This is a genomic window from Rhizobium leguminosarum bv. trifolii WSM2297, assembly GCF_000271845.1.
Map to the genome: position 1 here is coordinate 1120915 of NZ_JH719395.1, position 12264 is coordinate 1133178.

A 12264-nucleotide genomic window follows, 5' to 3' on the forward strand; every position below is an offset into this window, starting at 1 on the left:
TTAGGCTACCCCTGAAATCCCAGTTAACGCCGCGTCCGGCCGTCATATTGCTTGACCGTGTCCCCGCCGAAGATCAGGCGTTGCGGATTGCGGTCGAAGTTGGTGATCGTATCGTTCAGATTATTCACGGTTCCGCGCATGTCGTTGACGAGCGTCTGCACGTCGCGCAAGCCGCCGCTCGAGAATTTCTGCAGATTGTCGGCGATTGGCCCGATGCGCGCATTCAGGTTGTCGGCAACCTTCTTGAAGGATTCCAGCGTCTCGCGCGCTTGTGCAAACATCGACTGCGTATTGTCGGTGCCGAGCAGCGCATCGACCTTGATGAGAATGCCGTCGATACGGGTCGAGGCCGAATTCAGCTTGTTGGTAAGCTGCGAGACGTCCTGGATCGTCTGGTCGATATCTTTCTTGCGGGCCGAAACCGTATCGGCGACATCACGGATTGAGGCGACGGCGGTGCGCGCATCCTTGGTCGCCTGCGCGATGTCGTCGACCGAGCCCCTCACCTTGGCGGGATCGATCTGGGCGACGAGCGTGTCGACGCGGTCGAGAGTCGCCTGTGCCTGCTTGCCGAAATCGTTGAAGGTGGTGGCCGTCTGGTCGAACTTCTGGATCGCCCCCTTGAGGTCGCCCGAGGCATCGGCGACATTGGCGGTGATCTTCTCGGCGTTGGAAACGATGTTGTCGATTTTCTGAGCGTCGACCGCTTTGACCAGCGATTCCACAGCTTGGAGCGTCGAATCGACACGGCCGGAGACGGCCTTCACCGTATTCGAAAGCTCACCGACGCTTTGCAGGAAAGCATCGATATTGTCGGAATTCTTCGCCAGCGCATCCGAGAAGGTCTCGGCATTCTTGAACGTCTGGGTCAGGGGCGCGCGTGAATCTTCGATGAAACCCTGGAGTTCGCCGACGGCGTCGTTGGCGCGATCGAGGATCTTGTCGGCGGTCGCCAGAAGATTGGTGACGCTCGACTGATCGGCGACGATGACGGCGCGTTTGCCGTTGTCGATCGCGTGCTGGAGGATGCTTTCCTCGCCCTTGCGGCCGCCTGACAGTTCGATATAGGCGGCCCCGGTCAGGCCCTGAATTTCAAGAGCGGCCTTGGTCGAGGGATAGATCGGCGCATCGGTGCGCACCTGGGTGAAGGCCAGTGAATATTGCGGATCGTCGGCATCGATCGACAGGGTCTGCACCGAGCCGATCTGGATGCCGTTAAAGCGCACCGGCGAGCCGACGCTAAGGCCGTTCGCCGAACCCGGAATACGCACGATCAGCTCGGTCATCGGGCCGCCGCGGCCATATTCGGCCATCCAGTAGACGAAGCCGAAGGCCGCCGCGATCACCAGCACCGTGAAAAAACCGACAATCGTGTAATTGGCTTTGGTTTCCATTTATCCGGTCACTTCCCGCTCACGCCGTGCCGCGCGCCATCATCCTGCGGCACGATCGCGCGCGCCCGCTTACCCTTGAAATAGGCCTGCACCCAGGGATCGTCGTAGGCCAGCATGTCGTCGATCGTGCCTTCCACCATTACCCGTTTCTTTCCGAGCACGGCTATACGATCACAGACCGAAAACAGGCTGTCGAGGTCATGCGTCACCATATACACGGTCAGTCCCAGACTATCGCGCAGGTTGGCGATCAGGTCGTCGAATTCGGCGGCGCCGATCGGGTCGAGACCCGAGGTCGGCTCATCCAGGAAGACGAGTTCGGGATCGAGTGCCAGCGCCCGGGCAAGGGCGGCGCGCTTGATCATGCCGCCGGACAATTCGGACGGGTATTTGTCGGCGGCATCGGCAGCCAACCCCACCATGCGGATCTTCAGATGCGCCAGTTCGTCCATCAGCGAGCGCGGCAGGTCGAGATATTCCCGCATCGGCACCTGGATGTTTTCCTTGACTGTCAGCGACGAAAACAGCGCGCCCTGCTGGAACAGCACGCCAAGCCGCATGTCGAGTGCGTTGCGTTGCGGCTCGTTGAGTTCGTCGAAATCCTGGCCGAGAATCTTGATCGTGCCGGAGCGGCGCGGCAGCAGCCTGAGCACCGTACGCATCAGCACCGATTTGCCGGTGCCCGACGCACCGACGAAACCGAGGATCTCGCCGCGATAGATATTCAGGTTGAGGTTGTCGAGCACGACCTTGGAGCCGAAGGCGACGGTGACATCGCGCGCCGAAAGCACGATGTCCCTGCCCTCGTCGTCCTTCTCGATTTCGTTTGATTGCTCGTCCACGCGGTCCGCCATGCTAGAAATCGATCGCTGCATAGAACATCGCAAAAAGCCCGTCCATCAGGATGACCACGAAAATCGCCTTCACCACTGCGGCCGTCACATGCTGGCCGAGCGATTCGGCGCTGCCGCCGACCTTCAGCCCTTCGACGGCGGCGACGATGCCGATGACCAGCGCCATGAACGGCGCCTTGATCATGCCTGACAGCACCGTCGACAGCGTCACCGCCTCGTGCAGGCGCGACAGGAAGTTGGCGAAGGTGATGCCGGAATAACCCCAGGCGACGGCGGCCGCACCGGCGAGCGAGGCGAAATTTGCGAGCACCGTCAAAAGCGGCAGCGCGATGGTCAGCGCCACCAGCCGCGGGAAGATCAGCACGCCGATCGGGTTGAGCCCCATTACCTTCAGCGCGTCGATTTCCTCGCGCATCTTCATCGAGCCGATTTCGGCGGTGATGGCGCTGCCCGAACGGCCGGCGATCATGATCGAGGTCAACAGCACGCCGATTTCGCGCAATTGCAGGATGCCGACGAGATCGACGACGAAGACCTCCGCACCGAAATACCGCAGCTGAAAAGCGCCCTGCTGAGCAATGATCGCCCCGATCAAAAACGACATCAGAAGGATGATCGGGACGGCGCGAACGCCCATATGGTCGATCTGGTTGACGATCGAGGCCGGTGAAACGCCGCTGCCGCGGCCGAACTTCATTTGCGCCCCGCGCACCGCCGAGCCGAGGATATACATGGAGGCGGCGAAATTGTCCCAGAGGTCGTAGGTCATCCTGCCCACAGGCGCAAAAATGCGCGCGATAAGCGAGATCTTTTCCTGTTGCTCCGGCTCAGGTTTGGGCGGCTCCTCGGAAAACATCTCCAGCATTTCGTCGATATGCTGATTGGTGCCTTCGAAGCGAACCGTGCGTCCGGCCGCCTCTTCTTCCTTCTTCAGCCGGCACAGCAGCCAGATCCCGGCAGTATCGATATCGGTAATGTCGGAGAGATCGACCGTCAGGTCCCCGGCCTTCTGGTGCAGCAGTTTCTCGAAGTCGCGCAGCACGAAATGCACATAGGCACTGCGCCAGTTGCCTTTAAGACGCACATGCTGCCCCGAACCATCGGACTGGTCGTCGACGTCAAGCGAAGCAACGTTGCGATTCTCGGCGTTCAAGATACTTATGTCTTTCAAGGCTTCCAGCGACATTGCCGAATCGCGAACGATCGTTCGCTACCGGCGCGTCAATATACAGAAGCAAGCTGCAATTTCCATGCTCGCAGGACAGCAATAATGCCGCGCACTCTCGATATTCAGATGAATTCCTTTCCGATTGCCGGGGCCTTCACCATCTCACGCGGCGCCAAGACCGAGGCCGAGGTGATCACCTGCGCGCTCGCCGAAGACGGTGCGCGCGGGCTTGGTGAATGCGTGCCCTATCGCCGCTATGGCGAGACCATGGAGAGCGTTTTCGCTCAGATCGAGGCCGCACGTCCGCTGATCGAAGCCGGCATCTCGCGCCGCGATCTGCTGTCGGCGATGCCGCCGGGTGCCGCCCGCAACGCCGTCGATTGCGCCCTCTGGGATCTGGAAGCGAAACGAACAGGTGAAAGCGTCGCGGCTCTTCTCGGCCTTGCAGATCTAAAGCCGCTCACAACTGCTTACACCATCTCGCTTGGTGAACCGGAGGTGATGGCCGCCCAAGCGCGGAAACATGCCGGCCGCGCGCTGCTCAAGGTCAAGGTCGGCACCGGCGACGATGAAAGCCGCATCCGCGCCGTCCGTGCGGCCGCACCGGACGCCGCCATCATTCTCGATGCCAATGAGGGCTGGCCGGAACCGGTGCTGGAACGCCATCTCCATATCGCCGCCGAAGCGGGTGTCGTTCTCGTCGAGCAGCCGCTGCCGGCCGGCCGCGACGCATTGCTTGCCGAAATCCGCCGGCCGCTGCTCGTCTGCGCCGACGAAAGCGTCCACCATACCGGCGATCTCGCAAGCCTTGCCGACCGCTACGACGCGATCAACATCAAGCTCGACAAGACGGGCGGCCTGACGGAAGCCCTGGCGATGAAGGCCGAGGCCGAACGCCTCGGCTTCCGCATCATGATCGGCTGCATGGTCGGCACCTCGCTTGCCATGGCGCCTGCCGTGCTGCTCGCCCAGGATGCCGATTTCGTCGATCTCGACGGCCCGCTGCTGCTTGCCCGCGACCGCGAACCCGGCCTGCGCTACGCCGCTTCTCTGGTCTTTCCGCCGGAAAGCGCGCTCTGGGGCTGAAGGTAGTAGGCCGAGATGACCAGGCCGAGGCCGGAGAACGCGACCAGCGCCATGACGTAATAGCTGACGACCCCGAGCCAGGCATAGAGATAACCCGACGCGAGCGTCATCAGCGCCATCGCCATGCCGACATAGAAGAAATAGGCGCCTTGCGCCGAGGATTCCTGCGTCTCCTGCACCGTCGCCATGATCCGACGCTGCACGCCGGTATGCACGAAGGCATAGGTGAACCCGTGAAAACATTGCAGCAGGAAAAATCCGGCAAAACCGGCATTCATCGGAAACAGGATCCAGCGGCAGACGCTGACGGCGCAGCCGAAGCGGATCAGCGTCCAGGCGTTGAAGCGCCGGTTGAGACGCTTCGACAGGAAGAACACCGTCACCTCGGAAGCCACGCCGGCGCTCCAGAGCAGGCCGACCTGAGCGCCTGAAAAGCCAAGCTGATGCCAATAGATCGAGGAGAAGGCGTTGAGCACCGCATGGCTCGACTGCTGGATGGCGACACCGATCAAAAGCAGCAGCAAATGCGGCTCGCGCAACCCGCTGCCGGTGGCGGCTGGAATGTTGATCGGTTGGCCGCGGCGCCGCGTCGGCCCGATGCGCGGACAGAAGATCGCCATCACGACGGTCATGGCAAAGCCGAACACCATGACGACGAGCACCATCCCGCCACCGAACCGGCTGACCAGCTGGCCGCCGACCAGCGTCGAGACGATGAAGGCAATCGAGCCCCAAACCCGCATCGACCCGTAATCGAGCCCCCAGCGGCGCACGCCCGAGATGACGATCGACTCGACGACGGGCACATAAGGCGCGAAGGTGGCGCCCTGCAGTGCATAGACGATCGTCACCGGCCAGAAGCTCGTCGTCCAGAACAGCGCGATCGCCGTCAGTAGCGAGAGGCCGCCCGACCAGAGCAGCACGTCGGCGCGCTCCTTCAGACGGTCGGCGATCATGGCGACGACAGGCGCCACCAGCACGCGAACCACCATCGGTATGGCAAGGATGATGCCGATCTCGTGGTCGCTGAAGCTGTGGGTTGCGAGCCAGACGGGAAAGAACGGCAGAACGATGCCGTTGACGAGCAGCGGCGCGCAATAGGAAAGCGCGCTGAGCAGCCGGAAGCGCGGCGGCGCTCCCTCACTCGGGGAATATTGAGCGGGAATCATCGGTGGACCTGAAGGAAACTGATCGTTGTCCTAACACACCACCCTGGAGGCGACTATTGCGAGAAATAGCCGTACTGAAACGTTTTAGAAAATAAATTGGGCCTGTCGCCTGACGGTAACGGCTATATTCTTGGGCAGCGCAGGCGCGAATGCGCCGGCGCCGAAATCAGGCGACCAAAATCAAGCAGCCAAAATCAAGCAGCTTGGGGGGCCAGCTTGGCATCTTCGAGATGCTCGAGAGCAACAAGCGCCGGCACGCTGCTGGCAAGCGACCGCCAGGTGATCAGTTCGAACGTGCCGTCCTCATGCTCGGCCACCGCCGTGCAGCTTTCCACCCAGTCACCGGTATTGATGTAGCGGATGCCGTCCATCTCCTGGATGACGGCATGGTGGATATGGCCGCAGATCACGCCGTCGGCGCCGCTCTTGCGGGCTTCCTCGGCCACGACGCGCTCGAAATCGCCGATGAAGTTGACGGCATGTTTGACCTGCAGCTTCGCCCAGGCCGAGAACGACCAATAGGGCATGCCGAGGCGGCGGCGCACCGCCGCCAGGATGATGTTGATGCGGATCGCCGTATCGTAGGCCCAGTCGCCGAGATAGGCGAGCAGGCGGGCGTTGCGCACCACGACGTCGAATTCGTCGCCATGCAGGATCAGATATTTCTTGCCGTCGGCGCCATCATGCATCATGCCCTCGACGACCTCGATGCCGCCGAAATGCATTCCCGGGAAGGCGCGCAGGAATTCGTCGTGATTGCCGGGAATATAGACGACGCGCGTGCCCTTGCGCGACTTGCGCAGCAGCTTCTGGACGACGTCATTGCAGACCTGCGGCCAATACCAGCTGCGCTTCAGGCGCCAGCCGTCGACGATGTCGCCGACGAGAACGATCGTATCGGCCTCGTGATAGCGCAGGAAATCCAGCAGGAAGTCAGCCTTCGCGGCTTTCGAGCCGAGATGGACATCGGAAATGAAGAGCGTGCGGAAATGTCTGGGTTCCATCATGTCTATCACGAGCTGTCGCTCATGCCCCATCTTTCATCTAGCCTTCCAAAACCAGACTCGTGTTTCAGGAAGATGACAAACTGGGGAAAAGCCCCGCAAACCCGATCCAACACAGGCAGGTAGCGTATCGACGGCTGCTTCCTTCCGACAATATTGCCCTCTCCATCGAGCGCGTTCATGATGGCGGCGATTCCATATCCGACAATGCGGGATGGCTGATGCGTCTCTTTCTCGTTCGCCACGGCGAATCTCTCGGCAACCTCAACGAACAGGCCTATCGCCAATTCGGCGATCACAACGTGCCGCTGACGCAGTGGGGCCATCGCCAGGCAGTGGAAGCCGGCGGCGCCATCGCCTCCTATTTGAAGGCATTGCCGGGCGCGGATTTCGGCAAGCTGCAGATCTGGTACTCGCCATTCCTCAGGACGCGGCAGAGCAAGGATGCCTTGCTCACAGCCTTGCCCGAGAGCGTCGTCGGCGAGATCCGGGAGGATTACCTGCTGCGCGAACAGGATTTCGGTCTTTTCACCGAAATCTACGACCACGCCGAACAAAAGCAGAAATTTCCCGAAGAGTTCGAAAAATGGGCGAGGATGCGCAGCAACAGCGGCAAATTCTACGCGCGGCCGCCGGATGGCGAGAGCCGGGCGGATGTGGCTCAGCGGGTGCGCCTCTTCCTCCAGACCGTCATGCGCGACGCCGAAAACAGCAGCGACAACGTCGTCATCGTCGGCCATGGCGTCACCAACCGGGCGGTCGAAATGAGTTTTCTGCACCGCCCTGTCGAGTGGTTCGAGCGTTCCGACAACCCCGGAAATGCCGATATCACCCTGATCGAAGGGACGCGCTTGCAAGGATACGAGTCGATCCTGCTGCACCAGGCCTCCGACCGGCAGCCGGGCCAGGAAAATGAACTGCGCGATGCCTATGGCGCCGACGTGACGATCACGCCGAAGACCCGCGGGTAGCCCCTCCCGCGGTCGCCGGGTTTCCTATCAATTTCCTCAGGCAGCACGCACGGCAGCCGCCGGTTTGACGTTCTGGTTCATGCGAAACAGATTGTTCGGATCATAGCGTAACTTGATTTCGGCAAGGCGCCCGTAATTGGCGCCGTATGCCGTCTCGACCCGATCGGCCTCATCCTCCGGCATGAAGTTGATATAGGCGGTGCCGACTGCATGCGGTTTTGTTGCCTCGAAGAGTTCGCGCGCCCAGCCGATGCAGCTTGCGTCCATCACAGCCTCCCGCCAGCGCGCATGCACATTCATCACGAAATGCGAGCTGCGCTGCGGAAATGCGGTGGCTTCCGTCGGAATGCGGCCGGCCGCACCACCGACATGGCCGATGAATATCTCGCATTCCGGTCCCGGCAGTTTGCGCACCGCGTTGAGCAAGACGTCGATTGCTGCATCCGGGAGGGAGGCGAAATCCTGGCTCTTCCAATAATTGCGCGCACCTGGTGCAAGCAACGGATCGAATGCCTGCTGCCAGCCGGTGAACGGCACCGGACCGACGACATCGGCAATTGGTTTTCCGATCGCCCGCAATCTTTCCGTCGCCTTTTCTCCGGCCGCGATATCCCCGCAGTAACACATGGCGAGCGCCAGGATCTCCTTGCCGTGCCATTCCGAGGGGAGGAACGGCAGCGGCGGCGCCTGTCGCATCACCACCCAGCAGGTCAGTTCGTCGGGTGCCGCTTCCAGCGCCTGCCGGTATTCCCTCAGCACCTTTTCGGCGTCCGCGAAGGGATGCACGACCAGTCCGGCCAAAACCTCGGAATGGAGCGGGTTGAGCTGGAACTCGAAGGAGGTGACGACGCCGAAATTGCCGCCGCCGCCGCGCAAGGCCCAGAAGAGGTCCGGCCTTTCCGGCTCGCTCGCCTTGACCAGTTCGCCATCGGCCGTCACCACGTCGACCGAGACCAGATTGTCTATCGTCAGTCCGAATTTGCGGGTCAGCCAGCCGAAGCCGCCGCCGAGCGTCAGGCCGGCGATGCCGGTGGTGGAATTGATGCCAGTCGGCAGCACCAGCCCGAAGGCCAGCGTTTCCTGGTCGACATCGGCAAGGGTTGCGCCCGGCTCGATCCTGGCGCGGCGTGTCTCTGGGTCGACCCGCACCGATTTCATCGCCGACAGGTCGATGACGACGCCGCCCTCGCAGACGGCGTTGCCGGCAATGCCGTGTCCACCGCCGCGCACCGAAACGAGCAGATTGTTGTCGCGTGCAAACCGCACGGCGCGCACGACATCGGCAGCACCGGCGCAGCGAGCGATAAGCCCGGGCCGGCGGTCGATCATCGCATTCCAGATCGCCCGCGCCTCGTTGTAATCCATATCTTTGCTGGTCAGGAGATTGCCGCGAAATCCGGCGGCAAATGCATCGATGGCCACGTCATTGACCATCGTCTGCCCCTTTTGCAGGTTCGTCAGGTTCAAATTGTCCATGATTTCCTCCATGCGACCGGCGCCCCGCACCGTCGCGGCGGAATATTGCGCTTGCTGCGACCGTCAAACAAGTTTTCCAAAAGGATTAGCTAGCCGCTGCTCCTGCCACGATACGCCACAACTGGTTGTACCGTGGGGCCACCCCACGAAAACTTCTCCCATCCCCCATTTCCATACTGTCGCCTGTATCCGATTGATGTATGGAGGAACTTCAAAAAAGACGTGCACGGAGGCGGCAATGGATCACCAGGAAAAATCCAAGACGGACAAGAACCTGACGAGCGGCGATCTCGACGAGCAGGCGCTGTTCTTCCACCGCTATCCCCGCCCCGGTAAGCTGGAGATCCAGGCAACCAAGCCGCTCGGCAACCAGCGCGACCTCGCGCTCGCCTATTCGCCCGGCGTCGCCGCTCCCTGCCTTGCGATCCGCGATAATCCGGAGATGGCGGCCGAATATACCTCGCGCGCCAATCTCGTTGCCGTGATTTCCAACGGCACCGCCGTGCTCGGCCTCGGCAATATCGGCCCGCTGGCCTCAAAGCCGGTGATGGAGGGCAAGGCCGTGCTCTTCAAGAAATTCGCCGGCATCGACGTCTTCGATATCGAAATCGACGCGGCAAGCGTCGAGCAGATGGTCTCGACCGTCTCCTCGCTGGAGCCGACCTTCGGCGGCATCAATCTCGAGGACATCAAAGCGCCTGAGTGTTTCGAGGTCGAGCGGCGCCTGCGCGAAAAAATGAAGATCCCGGTCTTCCACGACGACCAGCACGGCACGGCGATCATCGTCGCCGCCGCGATCCTCAACGGCCTGGAACTCGCCGGCAAGGCGATCGAAAACGTCAAGATCGTCGCCTCCGGCGCCGGGGCCGCCGCCCTTGCCTGCTTGAACCTGCTGGTCATTCTTGGGGCAAAACGCGAAAACATCTGGGTCCACGATCTCGAAGGCCTCGTCTATGAAGGCCGCACCGAGCTGATGGACGAATGGAAATCCGTCTATGCCCAGAAGAGCGACACGCGCACGCTGGCCGAAAATATCGGCGGCGCCGATGTCTTCCTCGGCCTGTCGGCCGCCGGCGTGCTGAAGCCGGAGCTGCTGGCGCAGATGGCCGACAAGCCGCTGATCATGGCGCTCGCCAATCCGACGCCGGAGATCATGCCGGATCTTGCTCGTGCTGCCCGTCCCGACGCGATGATCTGCACCGGCCGCTCGGATTTCGCCAACCAGGTCAATAACGTCCTCTGCTTCCCCTATATCTTCCGCGGCGCGCTCGATTGCGGCGCCGAGACGATCAACGAGGAAATGAAGATGGCGGCGGTGCGCGCCATCGCAGCCCTTGCCCGCGAAGAGCCGTCCGATGTCGCCGCCCGCGCCTATTCCGGCGAGACCCCGGTCTTCGGCCCGGATTACCTGATCCCCTCGCCCTTCGATCCCCGCCTTATCCTGCGCATCGCCCCGGCGGTCGCCAAGGCTGCCGAACAGAGCGGCGTGGCCCGCCGCCCGATCCAGGATTTCGACGCCTATCTCGACCAGCTGAACCGCTTCGTCTTCCGCTCCGGCTTTGTCATGAAGCCGATCTTCGCCGCGGCCAAGGCTGCCGAGCGCAAGCGCGTCATCTTCTCCGAAGGTGAGGACGAACGTGTGCTGCGCGCCGCCCAGGTGCTGCTCGAAGAAGGCCTCGCCGAACCGATCCTGATCGGCCGCCCGCAGGTCATCGAGACGCGCCTGAAGCGCTACGGCCTGCGCATCCGGCCGCTGCAGGATTTCGAAGTCATCAATCCGGAAGACGATCCGCGCTTCCGCGAATATGTCGATCTCTATTTCTCCCTCGTCGGCCGCCGCGGCGTCATCCCGGAAGCCGCCCGCACCATCGTGCGTACCAATACGACCGTGATCGGCGCGCTGGCGCTCAGGCGCGGCGAGGCCGATGCGCTGATCTGCGGCCTGGAAGGCCGCTACGAGAAGCATCTGCGCGACGTCCGCCAGATCATCGGCAAGCGTAAGGATGTCCGCGATTTCTCCGCCCTCAGCCTGATGATCTCGCAGCGCGGCGCCACCTTCTTCACCGACACCTACGTCACCTTCAATCCGAGCGCTGAGGAAGTGGCCGAGTCGACTGTGCTGGCGGCCGAGGAAATCCGCCGTTTCGGTATCACGCCGCGTGCTGCCCTCGTCTCGCATTCCAACTTCGGCTCGCGCGAATCCGAAAGCGCCACGAAGATGCGCAATGCGCTGCAGCTGGTGCGCGACACCGCGCCCGACCTCGAGGTCGACGGCGAAATGCATGGCGAAAGCGCCATCACCGAAGCGCTGCGCAAACGCGTCATGCCGGATACGACGCTGCATGATGAAGCAAATCTGCTGGTCTTCCCGAACCTCGATGCCGCCAACATCACGCTTGGCGTCGTCAAGTCGATGACGGACGGCCTGCATGTCGGCCCGATCCTGCTCGGCACCGCCCTGCCCGCCCACATCCTGGCGCCCTCGGTCACCTCGCGCGGCGTCGTCAACATGGCGGCGCTGGCCGTCGTCGAGGCATCGCAGCCGGCATAGCCGGCTGCGAACATATCAGCCGCCCGCTATCGACAGGCGCCCTCTATCCGCAAGCGCGTCCGCGCGTTCATTGCCGATAATTCCCGAATGGCCCTTGCACCAGGCAATGCTTACCAGGGCGTTTTGGGATAGCTGAAGATCGACCGTTTTCCAGAGCTCCGCATTGTCGATCGTTCGCCTTCGCCCATTCCAATTCGGGCTGCTTTTCTTCCAGCCGTTGTTCTTCCAGATATGTCGCCGGCTGTTGCAGCCTTTGACGGCATAGATGGAATCCGACCAGATGACCGCGGCTTCGCCGGCTGTTTGGCTATTGATCCACATGGCTGCCCTCAGAACGGCGGTCAATTCCATCGCATTATTGCTGGAATCTTCAACGCCACCGAAACCGGACGCGATTTCCACCGCATCGCGGTAAGCGACAAACGACCAGCCTCCATGCCCGGAACCGGGCTCGTAACAACCGTCCGCGAAGACGTGAAGGCCGTGTCGGGATTCCGGTACACCTGATGCCGGTGCGAAGGGTGGGATCTCGTCGCGAATGCCTGTCATTTTCACCGGGTCTTGGGCGATTACTGGATAAGGTCGCGAAAA

Annotated in this window: 11 protein-coding genes; 3 read left to right on the forward strand and 8 right to left on the reverse strand. The window is 61.9% G+C overall.

What is annotated here, in order from left to right; genetic code table 11:
• Positions 1–23: 23 nt before the first annotated feature.
• From RLEG4DRAFT_RS20735 to RLEG4DRAFT_RS20745, 3 genes are read right to left on the reverse strand one after another with little or no spacing between them, the layout of a single operon-like run.
• Positions 24–1394: an MCE family protein gene (locus RLEG4DRAFT_RS20735; RefSeq protein WP_003579614.1), complete on the reverse strand. Its 1371-nt coding sequence runs from the start codon at positions 1392–1394 to the stop codon at positions 24–26.
• Positions 1395–1402: 8 nt separating this feature from the next.
• Positions 1403–2248, reverse strand: coding sequence for an ABC transporter ATP-binding protein (locus RLEG4DRAFT_RS20740; protein ID WP_003579615.1), 846 nt, complete (start codon positions 2246–2248; stop codon positions 1403–1405).
• 1 nt (position 2249) lies between these two features.
• The gene (locus RLEG4DRAFT_RS20745; protein ID WP_003579621.1) at positions 2250–3434 is read right to left on the reverse strand and encodes an ABC transporter permease; all 1185 of its coding nucleotides are present in this window, start codon (positions 3432–3434) and stop codon (positions 2250–2252) included.
• Positions 3435–3518: 84 nt separating this feature from the next.
• Here RLEG4DRAFT_RS20745 and dgcA point away from each other — a divergent pair, with 84 nt between their 5' ends.
• Positions 3519–4502 (forward strand): N-acetyl-D-Glu racemase DgcA, encoded by a 984-nt coding sequence (dgcA, locus tag RLEG4DRAFT_RS20750; protein WP_003579623.1) that lies wholly within the window; start codon positions 3519–3521, stop codon positions 4500–4502.
• On the opposite strand, the gene RLEG4DRAFT_RS20755 is transcribed toward dgcA, so the two are convergent.
• The 3 genes from RLEG4DRAFT_RS20755 to RLEG4DRAFT_RS40940 form a co-directional block, all read right to left on the reverse strand.
• Positions 4454–5671, reverse strand: a complete 1218-nt coding sequence (locus RLEG4DRAFT_RS20755) for an MFS transporter (protein WP_003579627.1) — start codon at positions 5669–5671, stop codon at positions 4454–4456. The genes dgcA and RLEG4DRAFT_RS20755 overlap by 49 nt on opposite strands.
• Before the next feature lie 194 nt (positions 5672–5865).
• On the reverse strand, positions 5866–6708 hold the full coding sequence (locus RLEG4DRAFT_RS20760; protein ID WP_003579628.1) for a UDP-2,3-diacylglucosamine diphosphatase: 843 nt from the start codon (positions 6706–6708) through the stop codon (positions 5866–5868).
• Positions 6684–6920, reverse strand: coding sequence for a hypothetical protein (locus RLEG4DRAFT_RS40940; protein ID WP_171898208.1), 237 nt, complete (start codon positions 6918–6920; stop codon positions 6684–6686). The genes RLEG4DRAFT_RS20760 and RLEG4DRAFT_RS40940 overlap by 25 nt, the downstream gene beginning before the upstream one ends.
• Between RLEG4DRAFT_RS40940 and RLEG4DRAFT_RS20765 the strand changes: the two genes are divergently transcribed.
• Complete coding sequence (locus tag RLEG4DRAFT_RS20765) at positions 6897–7646, forward strand: histidine phosphatase family protein (RefSeq protein ID WP_003579630.1); 750 nt, start codon at positions 6897–6899, stop codon at positions 7644–7646. The genes RLEG4DRAFT_RS40940 and RLEG4DRAFT_RS20765 overlap by 24 nt on opposite strands.
• Before the next feature lie 36 nt (positions 7647–7682).
• Here the strand turns inward: RLEG4DRAFT_RS20765 and RLEG4DRAFT_RS20770 are convergent, their stop codons facing one another.
• A complete protein-coding gene (locus RLEG4DRAFT_RS20770) occupies positions 7683–9122 on the reverse strand; it encodes an FAD-binding oxidoreductase (protein WP_003579631.1) in 1440 nt (479 codons plus the stop codon).
• A gap of 238 nt (positions 9123–9360) precedes the next feature.
• Between RLEG4DRAFT_RS20770 and RLEG4DRAFT_RS20775 the strand changes: the two genes are divergently transcribed.
• Complete coding sequence (locus tag RLEG4DRAFT_RS20775; protein WP_003579633.1) at positions 9361–11673, forward strand: NADP-dependent malic enzyme; 2313 nt, start codon at positions 9361–9363, stop codon at positions 11671–11673.
• Positions 11674–11688: 15 nt separating this feature from the next.
• Here RLEG4DRAFT_RS20775 and RLEG4DRAFT_RS20780 read toward each other — a convergent pair whose 3' ends face one another.
• Positions 11689–12222 (reverse strand): ribonuclease H family protein, encoded by a 534-nt coding sequence (locus RLEG4DRAFT_RS20780; RefSeq protein ID WP_003579636.1) that lies wholly within the window; start codon positions 12220–12222, stop codon positions 11689–11691.
• Between the last annotated feature and the right edge of the window lie 42 nt (positions 12223–12264).